This window comes from Rhodospirillaceae bacterium (assembly GCA_028819475.1).
GTDB lineage: Bacteria > Pseudomonadota > Alphaproteobacteria > Bin65 > Bin65 > Bin65.
On the sequence record JAPPLJ010000065.1, the window covers coordinates 31,953 to 50,447 of the forward strand.

Genomic DNA, 18,495 nt, shown 5'->3' on the forward strand with positions numbered 1-18,495 from the left:
CCGGGTCTCGCGCCGGGGCGATCCAGCCGCCGCCGAGCAGCCGCGTATCGTCGTAGAGCACCGCCGCCTGGCCCGCGGCGACGCCGTATTGCGGCGCGTCGAAGGTCAGCGTCGCGCCGCCGCCGCCGTCCGCCTCGACCCGGCAGGGCATGGCGGCGCCGGTATTGCGGATGCGGGCTTCGGCGCGGATCGCCCTGCCCTCCGGCGCCCCGTCTTCGAGCATACCGCCTTCAAGCGCCCCGTCGCCCAGCCAGTTCAGCCGGCCGATCGCGATGGTGCGGCGCGCCAGGGCTTCGCGCGGGCCGACCGTGACCTCGCGGCTCTCCGCGTCGATGCGCACGACGTAGAGCGGCTCCGCCGCGCCGCCGACGCCGAGGCCCCGGCGCTGGCCGACGGTGAAGCGGATAATGCCGTCGTGGGCGCCCAGTTCGTTGCCGTCGAGATCGACGATCCGGCCGGGATCGCAGGCGCCGGGCCGCAGCTTCTCGACCACCCGCGCATAGTCGCCGTTCGGGACGAAACAGATGTCCTGGCTGTCCGGCTTTTCGGCGACGGGCACATCGAGTTCCCGCGCCATGCGGCGGGTCTCTGCCTTCGACAGGCCGCCCAGGGGAAAGCGCAGATAGCCGAGCTGCTCGCGGGTCGTGGCAAACAGGAAATAGCTCTGGTCCTTGGCCGGATCGGCGGCCCTGTGCAGTTCCGGCCCGGCGGCCGCCTCGATCCGGCGGACATAGTGGCCGGTCGCGAGGCAGTCGGCGTCGAGGTCGCGCGCCATCGCCATGAGGTCGGTGAACTTGACCGTCTGGTTGCAGCGCACGCAGGGCAGCGGGGTCTCGCCGCGCAGGTAGCTGTCGGCGAAATCGTCGATCACGCTCTCGCGGAACCGGGTTTCGTAGTCGAGGACATAGTGCGGGAACCCGGCCTCTTCGGCGACCCGGCGGGCGTCGCGGATGTCCTGCCCGGCGCAGCAGGCGCCCGGCCGGCTGACGGCGGCGCCGTGGTCGTAGAGTTGCAGGGTGACGCCGATGACCTCATAGCCCCCGGCGTGCAGCATCGCGGCGGTGACGGAACTGTCGACACCGCCGGACATCGCCACCACGACCCGCGTCCGCGCGGGCGCCCTGGCAAAGCCGAGACTGTTGATCTGCGCAGCCATGAAGCCGGATATAAGCGGAGCGCGGGGGAACGCAACGCAGTTTGCACCGACCGTCTGTGTACTATATCTTACATTCAATGGAAATCAGGCAGACCCGCGCCTTCTCCGACTGGCTGGAAAAACTTCGGGATTTACAGGCGGTTGCGCGGATCGACCTGCGAATCCGCCGAATGTCGCTGGGCAATCCCGGCGATGTGCGGCCGGTCGGCGGCGGTGTGAGCGAATTGCGGGTCGATGTCGGACCCGGTTACCGGGTCTATTTTACGCAGCGTCCGGACGGGACCGTCATCCTCCTGTGCGGCGGCGACAAGAGGCGGCAGCGCCCCGAAATTACGAAGGGACATTGCGCGGGCGAGGCAAATGGCGAAGGAACTTGACGATGGCGCTTGAAACCGAACCCTGGGATCCGGCCGTCCGGCTATCCGCCCCGGAAGCCCAGGCGGCCTATCTCGAAGCGGCCTTCGAAGACGGCGACCCCGATCTGATCGTCGCGGCGATCGGCGATGTCGCACGGGCGCGCGGAATGTCGTCGGTCGCCGGTTCCGCGTCCGTCAGCCGCGAAGCGCTGTACAAAGCATTCCGGCCGGGCGGCAATCCGACGCTTGCGACCCTAGCCAGCGTGATGAAGGCGCTCGGTTACAGGCTCTCCGTTGCGCCCGTGCTGGCGGCCGGCAGCGATTCCCGGCCCTCGACCGGATAGCCCGGTGCCCGGCCGCCGCCTGGCGACCGGGACCCGCTTCTTGACAGGCGATTCTTGACAGGCGGACGGCCATGCGGAAAGCATCCGGCCGCTCCGATAGACCGGATGGCCCATCATGCGCCTCGCCAGTATCCATTGGGACGGACAGGACCGGATCGCGGCGGCGGCCGGCGAGGACGCGCTGATCGACCTCGACATGGCGCTGGAAGCGACCGGCAGCCCGGCTTTCGGTTCGATGCTGAACCTCGTCCGTGGCGGCCCCGAAGCGCTCCGCCGGGCCCGGCACGCCGTGGACCGGATGCGGGACAATCCGGGCAGCCTTCCGACGATTCCCGCCCATGCGGTCACCTGGCAGCCACCGGTGCGCCGGCCGGGCAAGATTATCGGCGTGGCGCTCAACAACTCGGCGGCCGACGACCGCAAGATCAGCGCGCCGGACCATCCGACGATCTTCATGAAGCCGGCGACCTGCCTGATCGGCCACGGCGCGCCGGTCCCGGTCCGCCCGCACTACGGCCGGCTGCATCCGGAGCCGGAGCTGGCGGTCATCGTCGGCCGGGACGGCAAGGACATCGACCCGGCCCGGGCGATGGACCACGTCTTCGGCTACACCATCTTCAACGACATGACCGGCAACGACATGCGCGGCGAAGACCGGGTCCATTACTGGGCGCTCTATCCCGATCCGGACGACCCGGATTCCGTCCGGAAGGTCGAGCAGCATCTCTCCTACGCCGCGCGCTACAAGGGCGCCGACGGCTTCGGCCCGGCCGGCCCCTGGCTCGTGACGGCAGACGAGGTGCCCGACCCGCACGATCTCGACATTTCCTGCAGCCTGGCCGGCGAGGTCTTCACCGACGACAACACGCGCCACTACACCTACCGGGTCGAGGAAGTGCTGGCATTCATCTCCCGCTTCATGACCCTCGAAGCCGGCGACATGATCTCCATGGGCACCGCCTTCCGCGCCGCGAAAGCCGGCGGCCGGCCGCTGCATGCCGCCGATCTCAGCCGGTTCGACGGCCCGGTCGAGGTGACGATTGCCGGGCTGGGCCGCCTGTCGAACCCGGTGCGGCGCGATCCGGCGCCGGCGACGGACTGGCGGCTGGCGCGATGACCGATCCCCTGCTCCGCCTCGAGATCGAGGCGCTGATCGCCGAATTCGCCTGGCGCATCGACCGCGGCGACCCGGCGACCGTGGCCGACCTGTTCACGCCGGACGGCTGGTACGGCCGCGAGAGCGGCGCGCGCAGCGTCGGCCGCAGCGCCATCCGGGCCGCCTATGCCGCGCGGGCCGGGCGCGAGGCCGCCGCGGGCGTCCGCACCGCCCGCCACCTGTTCACCAACCTGCGCCTGGAACGGACCGGCGAGGACAGCGCCGCCGGGAGCTGTATCCTGCTGCTGTTCGCCGCCGACGGTCCGCCGCCCCACCCGGCGGTGCCGCTGCTGGTGCAGGATTACGACGACACTTACCGGCGGCTCGACGGGCGATGGCTGTTCGCCAGCCGGTCGGTCGCAAAGGTGTTTGTCGGGGAGAATTTCGCGCCGGTCCTGCCGCTGGGGATGTCCGCATGAGCAGCTACCTTCTCTGCCTGCCCCATTCGCCGATCCTGATGTGCTACGCCAAGGAACCGCCGGAGCATGAGGCGATCCAGGCGGTCTACGCCGAACAGGCCGCGCGGGTGCGGGCGTTCGATCCCGAGCTCGTCGTCCTGTTCGGCACCGATCACTACAGCGGCTTCCATCTCGACCGGATGCCGGCGACCTGCATCGGGCTGAGCTGCCGGGCGGTGAACGACATCGGCGGCTTTCCGGGCCAGTTCGACGTGCCGCACACGGAAGCGCTCGCCCTGATCGATCATCTGCGCGCGGCCGGGTTCGATCCCGGCGTTTCCCACACCATGACCGTCGATCACGGCTTTTCCCAGCCGGCGCATCGCATCCTGGGCGCGCTCGACGCCTATCCGGTGATCCCCGTTTTCATCAACGTGATGGTGCCGCCCCTGCAGCGCTTTTCCCGGTCGCGCCGGTTCGGCCAGGCCATCGGTTCGGCGCCGGCGCTGGAGGGCAAGCGCGTGCTGCTGATGGGCTCGGGCGGCATGTCCCACCATCCGACCCGCTATTTTCCCATGATCGGGGAAGGCTCCGACGAAGTGACGCGCTGGCAGCTCGCCGGCGAGCGCGGCGGGTCATTTACCGAGGCCGAATGGCTGGAGCGGCTGCGCGTAATGCATCTGGAAGGCGCGCAAATGCTGGTGGACGGCAGCCGGACCCGCGAAGACATCTGCCTCAATCCGGAATTCGACCGATTCTTTCTCGATGTCCTGACGAACGGCAACCTGGACTCGTTCGACGCCTGGAGACCGGAAGACGTCATGGCCGAAGCGGGCGTCGGCAGCCTCGAACTCCACACCTGGATCGCCGCGGCCGCCGCCCACGCCGAAGCCGGGGGCGGGCGTCCGCAGACCGCGGTTTATGCCGACACGCTGGAATACGGCATCGGCTTCGGCATGGTCAGCGGCGCGCCGGGCTGACCCGGGTCGAGGCGTGCGACAGCGCTCTTAATTTCCGGCAGGCGCCCGATCGCCTAGCCTGTGGCCGTTATCTGCCACCGCCGCGGACATCCGCCATGACCGCCTCCTTCCCGACGACCCGCCTGCGGCGCAACCGGCGGCACGACTGGTCCCGCCGCCTGGTCCGCGAAAATACCCTGACGCCGGACGACCTGATCTGGCCGGTCTTCGTCTGCGAGGGCCGGGACCGGGCCGAGCCGATCGCCGCGATGCCGGGCGTCGAGCGGCTTTCGGCCGACCGGGTCGCCAGGGCCGCCGGCGAGGCGAAATCCCTGGGCATTCCGGCGATCGCCCTGTTTCCCCAGACCCCGCCGGAGAAGAAGGACGAGGACGGCACCGAGGCGACCAATCCGGACAATCTGGTCTGCCGCGCGATCCGGGCGGTGAAGGCGGCGCATCCGGACATCGGCGTGATCTGCGACGCCGCGCTCGACCCGTTCACCAGCCACGGCCATGACGGCGTGATCCGCGACGGCTATGTCGCCAACGACGAGAGCGTGGAGGTGCTGTGCCGCCAGTCGATCGTGCAGGCGGATGCCGGCTGCGACGTGATCGCGCCGTCGGACATGATGGACGGCCGGGTCGGCGCAATCCGCGCCGCGCTCGACGGCGACGGCTTCGACCGGGTCCAGATCATGTCCTACGCTGCGAAATACGCCTCGGGCTTCTACGGGCCGTTCCGCGACGCCATCGGGTCTATCGGCGCACTCAAGGGTGACAAGAAAACCTACCAGATGGATCCGGCGAACGGCGACGAGGCGCTGCGCGAGGTCGCGCTCGATATCGCCGAAGGCGCCGACATGGTGATGGTCAAGCCCGGCCTGCCCTATCTGGACATCGTGCGCCGGGTGAAGGACCGGTTCGGCGTGCCGACCTACGCCTACCAGGTGAGCGGCGAATATTCGATGCTGCGCGGCGCCGTCGACCGGGGCTGGCTCGACGGCGACCGGGTGATCCTGGAAGCCCTGATGTCCTTCAAGCGCGCCGGCGCCGACGGGGTGCTGAGCTATTTCGCCGTCGACGCCGCGCGCCGGCTGAACGGGTAGCAAGCAGCCTGCCAGGCCGAAACGAGGCCGTTTGCCGGCAACGCGAAAATTTCGGACCCGCAATGAGCGACGAGGGTCTTCGATAGCGCCGGATTGCATTTTTTCGAAAAGTCTCTGGCCACCCGGCGGCGACGGCCTATATGCGCCGCCGGGATTCGATATGGCCGTTCCTATGAAACATCTGCTCGACCTTGACCGCTTTCCCCTCGACACGCCCGACAGCGCCCGGGGGCGGTCGTTGCTTGCCAGATGCCGGCAGGAACTGCAGGGCGCCGGCATGTTCAGCCTCGAAGGCCTGATCCTGCCGGAGGCGCTGGAGCGCTGCATCGACGAACTCGGACCGCTGTTCGAAACCTCGGCGTTCACCCATTGCCGCGAACACAACATCTATTTCGACGATGCCATTCGCGACGTGCCGCCGGACCACCCTGCCCTGCGCCGCTTCGACACGATCAACCATACGGTTTGCGCCGACCAGATCCCGCAAAGCCCGATCGCGCAGATTTACGGGTGGCAGCCACTGATCGACTTCCTTGCAGCAACGCTGGAAAAAACCCGCCTTTACGAGATGGCCGACCCGCTGGCGCGAATCAACGTCATGACCTACGGCGCGGGAGAGCAACTCAACTGGCATTTCGACCGGGCGGAATTCACCACGACCTGCCTGCTCCAGGCGCCGCTCGCCGGCGGCGTGTTCCAGTATCGCAGCGGTCTGCGGAGCGACGCGGACCCGAACTACGACGGCGTCGGCCGCCTGCTCGCCGGGGAGGACGGTTTCGTCCGGTCGCTGCCGCTGGCGCCGGGCACGCTCAACGTCTTCAAGGGGAAGAACACCGCCCACCGGGTCACGCCGGTCGAAGGAGGCCGCGCGCGCATCGTCGCCGTCTTCTCCTATTTCGAGGAACCGGACGTTGCGTTCACGGCAGAGGAAAGGCTCGGATTTTACGGCCGGGCCGGGCCGTAGCCGCCGCTTCCGGAGGATGCGATATCGGGTGCCGATGTCTTTCGGCGAGCCGGCACCTAATCTATCTAAAGCGAAAACTTGGACCAAGTGTTGACCAAATAAGCAATATACATTAGGAAATCGACATTCGGAAACCGCTATCAGGAACTTATCCGATGTCCCTTACGGTCAATGTTGCGGACGCGAAGGCCAAACTCTCGCATCTCATTGCGCAGGCTGAGGCCGGCGAAGACGTCATCATCGCGCGTCACGGCGTACCGGCTGCCCGGATCGTAGCGCTGAACAGCCCGGTTGCTGAAACAGTTGCGCTTATCCGTGCGGAGCGGGCCCGGCGGCCGAGAGTATCGGCTGCGGAAATCCGCGCGGCCAGGGATCAGGGGCGCGCCTGATGGCGATCGTCATCGATGCGTCGATCGCTGCTTCGTGGTGTTTCGAGGATGAACAGGCCACGGCGTCCGATAGGGTCCTGAACGATCTGCCTCGGGTCGGCGGTGCGATCCCGGCACTTTTCTGGCATGAGATTCGCAATGTGCTGATCGTCAACGAAAGGCGCGCAAGAATTGACCCGTCGGATAGCGCGCGATTCCTGATGCGTCTCCGGAATCTTCGTCTGCACCATGACGACGATCATGACGAAGAGTCAGTCATGGGACTCGCGCGTTCGCATACTCTAAGCGCGTACGACGCCGCTTATCTGGAATGCGCACTGCGCCGCGGAGATATCCTGGCGACGCTGGACCGGTCTTTGGCAACCGCCGCCATCGCCGAGGGTGTATCCGTTATCCATTGATCGAGACTACGCCACAAAACCGGCTAAGCCCCTTAACCGGGGTGCCTCGGTTTCAACACCAGAATCTCATTCCGGCCACTCGACTGCCGATCCGGCCGATCAGTGCACCACCCGCTCGCCGATCCTGTGGCCGTCCTGCGCCATCAGGCCGAGCAGGATGCCTTCGCGCAGGCCGCGGTCGGCGATGCGCATGCGCCCGACCGGCCACATGCGGATGATGGCCTCCAGGATCGCCACGCCGCCGACGACCAGATCGGCCCGTTCGGCGCCGATGCAGGTGATGGCCGCGCGTTCGTCGCGGCTCAATCCGGCCAGCATCCGGCCGATGCGCAGCAGATCGTCGAAGCGCATGGTGGCGCCGTCGATGCGGGAGCGGACATACCGGCGCAGACCGAGATGCACGCTCGCCAGCGTCGTTACCGTGCCGGAGGACCCGACCATCTGGAGCTGCCCGGCCGCAATGCGCGGCGCGAGCTGCTGCTCTTGCTCGAAGTCTTCCAGGAGGCCCGTCGTCTCCCCGACCATGGCGGCGAAGTCTTCGTCCGAAATCCGGTCGCCGCCGAACCGTTCGTAGAGGTTGACGACTCCGAGCGGCACCGAGAGGACGCGGATGGCGGCGTCCCGGCCGGGGCGGCAGACGATTTCGGTGCTGCCGCCGCCGATATCGAACACCATGGCGCCCGGGATCTTCGGGTCGAACAGCGGCGTGCAGCTGCTCAGCGCCAGGCGCGCTTCCTCGGCCGGCGAGATGATTTCGAAATCCAGGCCGGTTTCGGTCAGGGCGCGCTCCACGAACCGGTCGCGGTTGGCGGCCTGGCGGCAGGCCGCCGTCGCCACGTTGCGCACGCGGATCACGTCGGCCCGGCGCATCTTGGCGGCGCAGATGCGCAGGGCGTCGATCGTCCGGTCGATGGCCGCTTCGGAAAGCCGGCCCGTCGCGGCAACGCCTTCGCCCAGCCGGACGATCCGCGAGAAGGAATCGATGACCCGGAAGCCTTTGGCCGAAGGCTCCGCGACCAGCAGGCGGCAATTGTTCGTACCCAGATCGACGGCGGCGTAGGCCGGCCGGTTGGCCCGTCGCGTGCGGGGCGGATGGTCCCTTTTCCTGAACGGCTGCCGCACCCGCGGGTTTGTCATTCTTGTTCTCCGACCCGGCCTGTTGCCGAAAATCTAATGGTTTGAACCGGGAAATTCAAACTTGGGATGACGAAGTCGTGACAGCCGCCCGCTCCGCCGCACCGAATCCGCCGGCCCCCGCGGCGCGGGATCGCCAAGGGGCTTTGGATGGGGGCTTGAGAAGCGGCCTCACCCGCCTTATCTGGCCGGACCGAGGGCGCCCCGCCCTTCCGGTTGGGGAATAGTTTAACGGTAGAACAGCGGACTCTGACTCCGTCGGTCCTGGTTCGAATCCAGGTTCCCCAGCCACGTCCCGCACAAATCCGAAACCGTCCCTCCGCCACCCGACTTTCTACGGCGCAACCGGCAGCAATTCCGCCTGCAGGACGGTGTATCCGCAACTTCGGCCCGGCCCGGAAACCGGGCCCGTCGGCGCCGGAACCGTGCGGCCGGCCGCTTGCGATTGACCCGCCACACCGACATCCCTATGGTGGCAGGCGGCTGCACGGGGTCCGTTCCGGTTTCCGGGCTGCATTGCCGACTCAATTCTGGGTGCCGATGGCAACGTACACGCCGGCGCCCGATGGAATAGGGAGGAACATCGTGAAATATCCAATCATGTTTGCCGCCACTGCCGCGCTCGCGTTCGTCGGAACGCAAGGCGCCGCCGTGTCGGCCGATCGCGAAGTCCATGTCGCCGGTTTCGGCGCCAAGTCCGGCGTCGTCCGCTCGTTCGGCGTCAACACCGAAGCGGTGATGCTCGCCGCGGCCGAGAAGATCAACAAGGAAGGCGGAATCAAGCTCGGCGACGGCACGAAGGGCAAGGTAGTCGTCACCTTCTACGACGACCGCTGCAAGGCCGAGGAAGGCATCTCCGTCGTCCGCCGCATCGCGTCGGGCAAGGCCGTCGTGGCGATCGGCCCGACCTGCTCGAACGTGGCCGAGCCGCTGTTCGGCGTCCTGCAGAAGAAGGCCGGCGACGCTTCGGATACGGGCCTCCAGTTCCCGATCTTCACCGACACGGCCATCAAGGGCGGCCTGGCGAAGATTTCGGAATGGGCGTTCCGCAACGTGCCGAACGAAAGCCAGATGTATCAGAGCCTGTTCAAATGGGTGAAGAAGACGAATCCGGGCTTCAAGTCCGTCTTCGGCGGCGTGGAAGAGGATTTCGCCCACTCGCGCTTCACCTGGTACCAGGTCATGGAAAAGCGCGCCGCGGAAGCCGGCTTCGAGGTTAAGGGCCGGGTCAAGTGGCTGCTCAACGACACCAACTTCACCACCCAGGTGCGGCAGATGAAGAAGGCCAAGGCCGACGTCATCTCCATTTCCTCGCACCCCTTCACCCTGTGCGGTGTGCTCAAGGAGATGAAGCGCCAGCGCGTGAAGTATAAGATGCTGATCGGCCTTACCAGCTCGTCGAGCATGGAGACCCTCAGGGGCTGCTCGCGCCAAGCTGCCGGAATCATCATCCCGACCAGCTACGCGCCGGTAACCCCGGCGGCCAAGGAAGCGGCAGCCGGAGCAGCCAAGTATAACGGCAGCGCCGACCTGCACAGCGCCGCGGCCTGGGAGAACATGTTCATCCTGAAGAGCGTCATCGAGAAAACCGGCGTCATGGCCAAGGGCGACACGGTGCAGGCCGACCGCCGCAAGATCCGCGACGGACTGGCCGCGTTGAAGTCGACCGGCGGCCTGATCGGCGGCATCCAGCGCACGAAAGAAGGCGAAGCCGTCAAGCCGTATGTCTATGTCCATGCGCAAGGGAAAGAGTGGAAGATCCTCCACGACCCGCGCAAATAGGCTGACGGTCTAGAATCCCGCCGGCGCCCGTGCGGCGCCGGCGGATTTCTCTCGCATTTAATCTCCACTCCATCCGCTCCCGTTCGGGAAGAAGGGCGGCCCCGTGGAATTTGTCGATTATCTTCAGGCGGTCACCGACGGCGTGATGCAGGGCGCGTATTACGCGCTCATCGGAATCGGCTTCACGCTGATCTTCGGCGTGATGAACAAGATCAACCTGGCCTATGCAGCGGCGGCGTTCGGCGGCGCCTACGCCAGCCTCGGCGTCGCGGCGTTGATCGGCACCGGCGACGATTTCGGCTTGCCGCCGTTGCTTATGTTCCTGGTATCGGCGATCGCCGCGGGCCTGTTCGCCTGGGTCGTCTATACGATCTGCTTCCGATTCACGCCGGACCATTACGAACTCGCCACGCTGATGGCGACGGTCGGCGCATTCTTCCTGATCGAAGAGATCGCCGTCCACGCCACCGACGGGGAACCGATGGATTTCCCGGAGGTGCTGCAGGGCATCATCGAAGACCCGATGATCGAATTCAGCGACGCCTTCGCGGTCCGCGGCGACCTGCTGACGATCTTCCTGCTCGCCCTGATCGCGATGGGGCTGCTGCTCACGCTGCTGTACCGGACCAAGCTCGGCCTGGCGACCCGGGCGGTCGCGCAGCAGAGGACCGCAGCGCAGCTTTGCGGCATCAGCGTCGACCGGACCAACGCGACGACCTTCATCATCGCCGGCGTTCTGGGCGGCCTGGCCGGCGCCATGATCGGCGCGGCTGTCGGCGTCCTGTCGCCGCTGCTCTTCGTTCCGCTAACCGTCAAGGGCCTGATCGTCACCGTGATGGGCGGCCTGGGCAGCATTCCGGGCGCGATCGTCGCCGGCCTGCTGGTCGGCGGGCTGGAAAATGTGTTTCTTGCCCTGCGCGGCATCACCGAGCGCGACATGTATGTCATGCTCCTGCTGTTCCTGTTCCTTGCGTTCCGTCCGCAGGGGCTGTTCGGCAAGAAGGTGTTGAGGGACTGAGGCGATGGACGACTTTACCTGGGGCCTGGTCCAGATCGTCGGGGTCCACACCATCCTGGGCCTGTCGGCCTATGTGATCCTTTTGACCGGCCAGGTCTCGATGGCCCAGGCCGGCTTCGTGGCGATCGGCGCCTATGTCGCCGGCATGCTCACGGTGCTCGCCGAATGGCACATCGTTCCGTCCATGATCACCGGCGGGCTCGCTGCGGCCGTGCTGGCCTGCATCGTCGGCTTCCCCGCGCTGCGGGTCCGCGGGCTCATGCTGGTCGTCGCGACCATCGCGTTCGGCGAATTCGTGCGCCTGTTCTGGTTCAACTTCGACTACCGGATCGCCAAGGGCGATATCATCGTCGGCCCGGAAGGCGGTGAGGGCTTCAAGCAGATCCGCTTCTTCCCGGAAAACGGATGGACGACCCAGGACGTTGCAGCCTTCATATGGATTGTCGCCGCGATCATCCTGGCCACCCTTTGGTGGATGGACCGTTCGCGCGCCGGCAAGGTGCTGCGCGCAGTCGGCGAAGACGAGATGGCGGCCCAGAGCGTGGGCATCAACCTGACCGTGGTGAAGGTGTCCGCCTTTACCGCCGGCGGTTTCATCGCCGGGACCGCGGGCGCCCTGTATGCCCACTACACGACCCACATCGAGCATCTGAACTTCGACATCCTCATGGCGACTTTCGCGATCGCCTATCCGATCCTGGGCGGCCTCGCGAATGTCTGGGGTACGCTGTTCGCCGCGATCTTCATCCAGGTGATCGTTATCGAAGTGCTCCGCGACCTTGGCGACGTTCGAAACCTGATGTTCGGTGCGCTGATCATCCTGGTGATGAACTTCCTGCCCCGGGGCCTGTTCAGCGCCCAGGTGGTGCGCAAGCTGAAGGAATGGATCGGCGCCGGGAAGACGTCCGATGCTTGAAGTCGCCAACCTCTCCAAACATTTCGGCGGCGTGCGCGCCGTCGACGAACTGGACTTCACGGTCGAGGCCGGGGAAATCTTCGGCCTGATCGGCCCCAACGGTTCGGGCAAGAGCACGACCGTCAATATGATCGCCGGTATCTTCGCGCCGACCGACGGCAAGATCTTCTTCGACGGCGAGGACATCACGGAAGCGCCACCGCACGTCACGCTGCACGCCGGCATCGCGCGGACCTTCCAGAATATCCGCCTGTTCAACAACATGACGGTCTGGGAAAATCTCTGGGTCGCCCAGAACTCGGCCGAGCAGAAGCGGACCGGCAATCCGCTCGCGCGCTGGATGGGCGGGTCGCGACGCGCCGCCGCTGCGGTCGAGGACTATCTCGACTTTTCCAACCTCGCCCACAAGCGCGACGAACTGGCCGGCAACCTGGCTTTCGGCGAGCAGCGCCGGCTCGAGGTGGCCCGGGCGCTCGCTGCGCAGCCTAAATTCCTGCTGCTCGACGAGCCGGCCGCAGGCATGAACCTGGAAGAGGTCAAGGAACTGGACGAGCGCCTGCGCGTGCTTCGGGACCGCGGCGTCACGATCCTGCTGGTCGAGCATGTCATGGAGCTGGTGATGGAGGTCACGGACCGGATTGCCGTGCTCAATTTCGGCCGCAAGATCGCCGAGGGCACTCCGGCGGAGGTGCAACAGAACCAGGCCGTGATGGACGCCTATCTCGGCGCCGGCGAAGGCGGGTCCGATGCTTGAGATCACGGATATCGTCACCTCCTACGGCAAGATCGAGGCGCTGAAAGGGGTTTCCCTTTCCGTTGCGCCTGGCAAGATCACCTGCCTGCTCGGCCCGAACGGCGCCGGCAAGACCACGACGATGATGACCGTCTCCGGCCTGCTGAAGCCGCGCCGCGGGAACATCACGTTCGAAGAGCGGAACATCACCGGGCGCGATCCCGGCCATATCGTGCAGAGCGGTATCGCCCTGGTCCCGGAAAACCGGCTGGTCTTCCCGGACATGACGGTTCACGACAATCTGCGCACCGGCGCCTACAGCCGTTCGGACAACGAGATCGAAGACGATATCGAGCACATGTTCGAACGGTTCCCGCGCTTGCACGAGCGCCAGTTGCAGCATGCCGGGACGCTTTCGGGCGGCGAACAGCAGATGCTGGCGGTCGCCCGCGCCCTGATGGCCCGGCCCAAGCTGCTGCTGATGGACGAGCCGTCGCTCGGCCTCGCGCCGCTGATCGTCGAGGAGATTTTCCGGATCATCCGCGATCTCAACGCCGAAGGTGTGTCGATCTTCCTCGTCGAGCAGAATGTCCACCAGGCGCTCAAGGTGGCCCACCATTTCTACCTGCTGGAACAGGGCCGCGTGACCTTCGGCGGATCGCCCGGCGACCTCGAGGAAGACGAGGTGATCCAGCGGGCCTATCTGGGGTCGGCCGAACAGACATAGCGCGGGCGCAGCCCCGGGGGATGGGGAGTAGCCGGCGGGGAGAAACCGGCGGGGGAGAAACCGGATTCTCGATTTCATCCAGAACACCCTCGACGGCATTACCGTAGGTTCGGGTTACGCCCTGCTTGCCATCGGCTTCACGCTGATTTTCGGCGTCCTGCGCCGCCTCAACCTGTCCTACGGCCCGTCGATCATGGTCGGCGTGTTCTTCGGGACCTTCCTGTTCCTCCAGTTCCAGGCCGGCTGGTACTCCGTGCTGGTGGCGACCGTCTTGGGCGCGGTGATCGCCGGCGCCTATGTCGAACGCCTGTGCTTCTGGGCGATCAAGAAGGGCGCGGCTGTGGCCTCGATGGTCTCGAGCTTCGCCGTCTGGATGCAGCTCGAAGAGGCCGTCACCATCGCCTTTCCCGACCGGACCTACGAATTTCCCGCGCTGGGCGATTTCGAGCTCATCGAGCTGGGAGAGCTTTCGGTCCGCCAGGAGCACCTGATCATGCTGGGCATCGCGGCGCTCCTCGTCTTCGCGCTGCACCAGCTGCTCTTCCGCACGCGCTTCGGTCTGGCAGTGCGGGCGGTCTCCGAGGATCCCGATGCCGCGCTCTTCATGGGCGTCAACACCGGGCGGGTGATCTTTCTCGCCTTCATCCTGGCGTCGGCTATCGGCGGCGTCGCCGGCTACTTCATCATGGCGACCGAAGAGGTCATCACGCCGAAATTCGGCCTGCAGGCGACCTTCAAGGGGCTGATCGCCATGATGCTGGGCGGCATGGGATCGGTGCCGGGCGCCATCGCCGGCGGGCTGCTGCTCGGCGTCGTCGAGAAACAGGCGGAGTGGTATGCCGGCGCGGTCTGGCGCGACATCGCCGCCTTCATGCTGCTGTTCGTGTTCCTGATCTTCCGGCCGGGCGGCCTGCTCGCGCAAGGGGCGGCGGCCCGCGACCTGGCCGCGCTCAGGCGGGTGTAGGGCGACAGGCGCAGGGCCGGGTCATGGACGACCATGTCATCACGGTGCTGAACAATATCGGCGGATTTTCGTTCATCGCGCTGTCCGCCTATCTGCTTCTGCTCAGCGGCGAGATTTCCTTCGGCCAGCAGGCGTTCTACGGCATCGGCGCCTATGCCTCCGGGGTCATGACGGCCATGTTCGGCATGAGCTTCTGGCTCGCCCTGCCGCTCGCCATGATCGTTTCGGGGCTGGCGGCGGCCCTCGTCGGCGGCCTGACGCTGCGCCTGCGCGGCCTCTATTTCGCCATCGCGACCCTTGCGTTTGCGGAAACGATCCGCCTGATCCTGGTCGCGACCACCTGGCAGGTCGAGGTCGACGGCGAACCGGTCGGCCCGAACGGCTCGGAAGGGCTCGGCAACATCCGCTGGGGCTTCGACAACGAATACGAGCCGGTCGACTTCCTGTGGATGATCTACGGCTCGCTGGGCATCGTGCTGCTTCTCTTCTTCCTGATGGAGCGCAGCCGCCTCGGCTCGATCGTCCGGACCATCGGGGCGGACCGGCTGCTGGCCGAGACCCAGGGCATCAACGTGACGCGGTACAAGATCCTGGTGGCGGGGCTTGCCGGCGCCATTGCGGCGATCGGCGGCGCCTTCTACGCCCATATCCAGACGACCGTTTATCCCGAGAATTTCGATGTCATGCTCGGCGTGCACAGCCTCGCCTACGGGCTGATCGGCGGCCTCGGCACGGCGGTCGGACCGATCCTCGGCGTGCTGCTCGACGTCGGGTTTCTCGAAGCCGTCGAATGGGTCCAGGGCTACCGGATGATCGTGTTCGGCGGACTCGTGGCCGTCCTTCTGATCTTCATGCCGCGCGGGATCCTCGACGAGCGCCGCGTGCACCGGCTGCGGACGATGCTGCGCGGATGGCGGGCCGAAACCCATGGCGCTGCTGGAAATTAGCGGGATCGGCCGGCGGTTCGGCGCGGTCGAGGCGCTTGACGCGATCGACCTCAGTGTCGAGGAAGGCGAAGTCTTCGGGCTGATCGGGCCGAACGGCTCCGGCAAGACCACCCTGTTCAACGTGCTGACCGGAGTCTATCCGCCGAGCGCGGGGGAAATCCGCCTGGACGGCGCGCCGATCGGCGGTGTCCGGCCCGAGCGCATCGCCGGAATGGGCCTCGCCCGCACATTTCAGAATTTGCGCCTGGTCCCGCATATGAGCGCCTTCGACAATGTCTGGCTGGCCCAGCACCGGCGCCCCGGCATGGGGATGCGCGATATCCTCGCCGTCGGCGGACGCAAGGAGCGCGCGCGCCGCGGCGAGGTCGAGGCGCTGCTGGAACAGACCGGCCTGGCCGCCCGGCGCGATACCTTCGCCGGCGACCTGCCCCTGCCCGACCAGCGCCGGCTGGAGATCGCCCGGGCCCTGGTCCGCCAGCCGCGGCTGCTGCTGCTCGACGAACCGGCCGGCGGCATGACACCGCTGGAAACCCGCGAGATGGCCGACCTGATCCGCACGGTGGCGGCGCCGGGACGGACGCTGATCGTGATCGAGCACAAGATGGACCTGATCGCCGAAATCTGCGACCGGCTGTGCGTGCTCGATTTCGGCCGCAAGATCGCCGAGGGCCCGCCCGGCCGCGTGCTCAGCGACCCGAAAGTCCTCGACGTCTATCTCGGCCGCGAGGACGGCGATGATTGAGGTCCGCAGCCTCGCCGTCAGCTACGGCAACATCAGGGCGGTGCTGGGCATCGACCTGGACGTCGCGGCGGGCGAGATCGTCGCCCTGATCGGCGCCAACGGCGCCGGCAAGAGCTCGACCCTCCGGGCGATCTCGGGCATCGAGAAGCCGACCGGGGGCACGATCCGTTTCGAGGGCCGGGACATCGCCGGCCGCCCGCCGCACGAGATCATCGCCGCCGGGATCACCCAGGTGCCGGAAGGCCGCCAGATCTTCGGCCGGCTGAGCGTGCGCGAGAACCTCCGCCTCGGCGCCTATCTGCGTTCGGCCGACGAGATTGACGCCGCCATCGCCGAGGTCGCCGCCCTTTTTCCGATCCTGCAGGACCGGCTGGATGCGCCGGGCTCGGAACTTTCCGGGGGTCAGGCGCAAATGCTGGCGCTGGCCCGCGGCGTGATCGCCCGGCCGCGCCTCCTGATGCTGGACGAGCCGACGCTCGGTCTGGCGCCCAAGACGGCGGGCGAAATCTTCGCGATCATTCGCCGGCTGCGCGCCGACGGTCTGACGATCATGCTGGTGGAACAGAATCTGCGCCAGGCCCTGAAAATCGCGGACCGCGCCTATGTGCTGGAGAGCGGCCGGATCGTCCTGCAGGGCACGGCCGCCGAACTGGCCGCCGACCGCCGTCTTCACGACGCCTATCTCGGCGTCAGCAGGGAGGATTTATCATGAGATTCGTTCTTGCGGGTTTGGCCGCCGCCGCCCTTGTGACGGGCCCGGCTCTTGCGAAGGAGCGGGCCGCGGTGAAGATCGAGTGCAAGGAAACCGAGACGAGCCTGGTCTACGACTGCATGCTGCACCTGAGCGGCAAGAAGAGCGAGAAGCCTGTCGAAGGCGCCAGGGTGGCCGTGAAACCCGACATGCCGACCATGCCCGGCGCCCACAATATCCGCGCGTCGACCGCAACCCCGGCCGGCACGCCCGGCGCCTACGGCTTCCGGATGAAGCTGGACATGTACGGCATCTGGGCCCTGAAGGTGACCGTCACCGGCCCGCTGCGCGACATCGTCGTGCAGAAGATCGAGTTCCGGAAATAGCCGCCGGCCCAAAACCGCCGGGCGCTGCCGCGGCTCAACCGGAATAGAATTTGCGCTGTAATTCCGCGCTATCGATGAACCGGGAAGCCTGCCGGTAGATCGCCCGGATCGTGCCGACCTGCAATTCGGCGTGGACCGGAACCGTCAACACCTGCCGTTGCCCCGATGCCGTCACCCGCACCAGCTTGGCGTGGCTGCCACGGATCGAAACGATCTCGAAACCGAAGCCGCGGAGGATGCGCAGCACCGCCCGCGAAGTCAGCCGCCTCAGGCGCGCCATTCGGGAGCGAAGGCGGAGGTTTCGTAACTGACCACGAGACGCGGCGCCGGGGAGAGGCCGGTCCGCGCAAGTTCTTCCTCGTCGAGATGGAGCGCCAACGCGCTTCGCAGGTTCGCCAGCGTTTCATCGAGCGACCGGCCCTGCGTTACGACCGCGACTTCGAGGCATTCGACGACGAACCATCCCTCGCTCTCTGCGACGACGGCGTGGATCGCCGACATGCCCTCGCTTTGCGCCGAATCGCGCGCTGTGAGCGGATCGCCCGTTCGGTCGCCGGTTGCGGACCGGTCATAGGTTACCGGGCCGCCGGGCGCGCTTCCGCGATACGCCGGCAGGATCTCGTAGACGCCCCTGCGCACCCGGCGGAAATAAGGCCAGCGGTGGGCATGATTCTCCGGCGCGTTCTCGCAACACCGGCTGGCGACATGCGTGCGGACCGAGCGTTCGTTCAGGTGGGAAAGAGCGCGAACGACATCGACAAGCCTGAATGTCCAATCCGCCGTCCCGCACAAGAGTTGCGCCGCGGCGAGCACCTCGGCATGGATCGGCGGGTTCCGGGTTCCGGTTCCGATGCGATCGGCCATAACGCCTCCGGTCGAAAGGAAAACTGAACCCGCATTATTTACAACATGTAATATAAATTTACAAGTCACCGGCCGGCCCGGTCGTGCACCGGTTTGGATTTCAGCATCGGCCGGAGCCGATCCCTTATCCGTCATTTCGACCGCAGCCCCGGATTCATCCGGGGCGGAGCGGAGAAATCTTTCACCTGCGGAGCCCGGTCCAAGGCACTGATCTGGAAAGATTTCTCCGCTGCGCGGCAACGCCGCTCCGGTCGAAATGACGGGTAGGGGGCGGCTGCGCCGCTCCGGTCGAAATGACGGGGCGGGGCGCGGAGGGGCGAGCGTTTTCGTGCCGCCGCACACTCTGTTCTTTCAAACCTACA

General features: G+C 66.6%; 23 protein-coding genes and 1 tRNA gene. 20 read left to right on the top strand and 4 right to left on the bottom strand.

Annotated elements, in window-relative coordinates:
• On the bottom strand, positions 1–1,156 hold a 1,156-nt coding region (gene mnmA / locus OXM58_19410; GenBank protein ID MDE0150531.1), incomplete at its 3' end, for a tRNA 2-thiouridine(34) synthase MnmA.
• Positions 1,157–1,233: 77 nt separating this feature from the next.
• On the opposite strand from mnmA, the gene OXM58_19415 reads away from it, so the two are divergent.
• From OXM58_19415 to OXM58_19455, 9 genes are all read left to right on the top strand, one after another.
• Entirely contained in the window at positions 1,234–1,533 is a 300-nt protein-coding gene (locus OXM58_19415; GenBank protein MDE0150532.1) for a type II toxin-antitoxin system RelE/ParE family toxin, read from the top strand.
• A 2-nt stretch (positions 1,534–1,535) separates the two neighbouring features.
• A complete protein-coding gene (locus OXM58_19420; protein ID MDE0150533.1) occupies positions 1,536–1,856 on the top strand; it encodes a putative addiction module antidote protein in 321 nt (106 codons plus the stop codon).
• Positions 1,857–1,971: 115 nt separating this feature from the next.
• Positions 1,972–2,973, top strand: coding sequence for a fumarylacetoacetate hydrolase family protein (locus OXM58_19425; protein ID MDE0150534.1), 1,002 nt, complete (start codon positions 1,972–1,974; stop codon positions 2,971–2,973).
• Positions 2,970–3,431 carry a nuclear transport factor 2 family protein gene (locus OXM58_19430; GenBank protein ID MDE0150535.1) on the top strand — a complete coding sequence of 154 codons (462 nt, stop codon included), beginning with the start codon at positions 2,970–2,972 and terminating at the stop codon, positions 3,429–3,431. The genes OXM58_19425 and OXM58_19430 overlap by 4 nt, the downstream gene beginning before the upstream one ends.
• Complete coding sequence (locus tag OXM58_19435) at positions 3,428–4,390, top strand: hypothetical protein (GenBank protein ID MDE0150536.1); 963 nt, start codon at positions 3,428–3,430, stop codon at positions 4,388–4,390. The genes OXM58_19430 and OXM58_19435 overlap by 4 nt, the downstream gene beginning before the upstream one ends.
• A 95-nt stretch (positions 4,391–4,485) precedes the next feature.
• Positions 4,486–5,475, top strand: coding sequence for a porphobilinogen synthase (hemB, locus tag OXM58_19440; GenBank protein ID MDE0150537.1), 990 nt, complete (start codon positions 4,486–4,488; stop codon positions 5,473–5,475).
• Between the two features lie 172 nt (positions 5,476–5,647).
• Positions 5,648–6,439 (top strand): hypothetical protein, encoded by a 792-nt coding sequence (locus tag OXM58_19445; GenBank protein ID MDE0150538.1) that lies wholly within the window; start codon positions 5,648–5,650, stop codon positions 6,437–6,439.
• A gap of 155 nt (positions 6,440–6,594) precedes the next feature.
• Positions 6,595–6,828 (top strand): type II toxin-antitoxin system prevent-host-death family antitoxin, encoded by a 234-nt coding sequence (locus OXM58_19450; protein ID MDE0150539.1) that lies wholly within the window; start codon positions 6,595–6,597, stop codon positions 6,826–6,828.
• Positions 6,828–7,229, top strand: coding sequence for a type II toxin-antitoxin system VapC family toxin (locus OXM58_19455; protein ID MDE0150540.1), 402 nt, complete (start codon positions 6,828–6,830; stop codon positions 7,227–7,229). The genes OXM58_19450 and OXM58_19455 overlap by 1 nt, the downstream gene beginning before the upstream one ends.
• Before the next feature lie 99 nt (positions 7,230–7,328).
• On the opposite strand, the gene OXM58_19460 is transcribed toward OXM58_19455, so the two are convergent.
• Entirely contained in the window at positions 7,329–8,366 is a 1,038-nt protein-coding gene (locus tag OXM58_19460; GenBank protein MDE0150541.1) for a Ppx/GppA phosphatase family protein, read from the bottom strand.
• Between the two features lie 214 nt (positions 8,367–8,580).
• Here OXM58_19460 and OXM58_19465 point away from each other — a divergent pair.
• The 11 genes from OXM58_19465 (at position 8,581) to OXM58_19515 (ending at position 17,269) form a co-directional block, all read left to right on the top strand.
• A tRNA-Gln gene (locus tag OXM58_19465) sits at positions 8,581–8,654 on the top strand.
• A gap of 294 nt (positions 8,655–8,948) precedes the next feature.
• Positions 8,949–10,145 (top strand): ABC transporter substrate-binding protein, encoded by a 1,197-nt coding sequence (locus tag OXM58_19470; GenBank protein MDE0150542.1) that lies wholly within the window; start codon positions 8,949–8,951, stop codon positions 10,143–10,145.
• A gap of 103 nt (positions 10,146–10,248) precedes the next feature.
• Positions 10,249–11,163, top strand: coding sequence for a branched-chain amino acid ABC transporter permease (locus tag OXM58_19475; protein ID MDE0150543.1), 915 nt, complete (start codon positions 10,249–10,251; stop codon positions 11,161–11,163).
• Between the two features lie 4 nt (positions 11,164–11,167).
• Positions 11,168–12,079: a branched-chain amino acid ABC transporter permease gene (locus OXM58_19480; protein MDE0150544.1), complete on the top strand. Its 912-nt coding sequence runs from the start codon at positions 11,168–11,170 to the stop codon at positions 12,077–12,079.
• Entirely contained in the window at positions 12,072–12,833 is a 762-nt protein-coding gene (locus tag OXM58_19485; GenBank protein MDE0150545.1) for an ABC transporter ATP-binding protein, read from the top strand. Before OXM58_19480 ends, OXM58_19485 begins: the two co-directional genes overlap by 8 nt.
• Positions 12,826–13,539, top strand: a complete 714-nt coding sequence (locus tag OXM58_19490) for an ABC transporter ATP-binding protein (protein MDE0150546.1) — start codon at positions 12,826–12,828, stop codon at positions 13,537–13,539. Before OXM58_19485 ends, OXM58_19490 begins: the two co-directional genes overlap by 8 nt.
• Positions 13,540–13,636: 97 nt before the next feature.
• Positions 13,637–14,503, top strand: a complete 867-nt coding sequence (locus OXM58_19495; GenBank protein MDE0150547.1) for a branched-chain amino acid ABC transporter permease — start codon at positions 13,637–13,639, stop codon at positions 14,501–14,503.
• Between the two features lie 23 nt (positions 14,504–14,526).
• Positions 14,527–15,450, top strand: coding sequence for a branched-chain amino acid ABC transporter permease (locus OXM58_19500; protein MDE0150548.1), 924 nt, complete (start codon positions 14,527–14,529; stop codon positions 15,448–15,450).
• Positions 15,431–16,192, top strand: coding sequence for an ABC transporter ATP-binding protein (locus tag OXM58_19505; GenBank protein ID MDE0150549.1), 762 nt, complete (start codon positions 15,431–15,433; stop codon positions 16,190–16,192). Before OXM58_19500 ends, OXM58_19505 begins: the two co-directional genes overlap by 20 nt.
• Positions 16,185–16,904 (top strand): ABC transporter ATP-binding protein, encoded by a 720-nt coding sequence (locus OXM58_19510; protein ID MDE0150550.1) that lies wholly within the window; start codon positions 16,185–16,187, stop codon positions 16,902–16,904. The genes OXM58_19505 and OXM58_19510 overlap by 8 nt, the downstream gene beginning before the upstream one ends.
• Positions 16,901–17,269, top strand: coding sequence for a FixH family protein (locus tag OXM58_19515; GenBank protein MDE0150551.1), 369 nt, complete (start codon positions 16,901–16,903; stop codon positions 17,267–17,269). The genes OXM58_19510 and OXM58_19515 overlap by 4 nt, the downstream gene beginning before the upstream one ends.
• Before the next feature lie 34 nt (positions 17,270–17,303).
• On the opposite strand, the gene OXM58_19520 is transcribed toward OXM58_19515, so the two are convergent.
• Together OXM58_19520 and OXM58_19525 are read right to left on the bottom strand one after the other, a co-directional pair.
• The gene (locus tag OXM58_19520; protein MDE0150552.1) at positions 17,304–17,516 is read right to left on the bottom strand and encodes a type II toxin-antitoxin system HicA family toxin; all 213 of its coding nucleotides are present in this window, start codon (positions 17,514–17,516) and stop codon (positions 17,304–17,306) included.
• A gap of 20 nt (positions 17,517–17,536) precedes the next feature.
• On the bottom strand, positions 17,537–18,133 hold the full coding sequence (locus OXM58_19525; GenBank protein ID MDE0150553.1) for a type II toxin-antitoxin system HicB family antitoxin: 597 nt from the start codon (positions 18,131–18,133) through the stop codon (positions 17,537–17,539).
• Between the last annotated feature and the right edge of the window lie 362 nt (positions 18,134–18,495).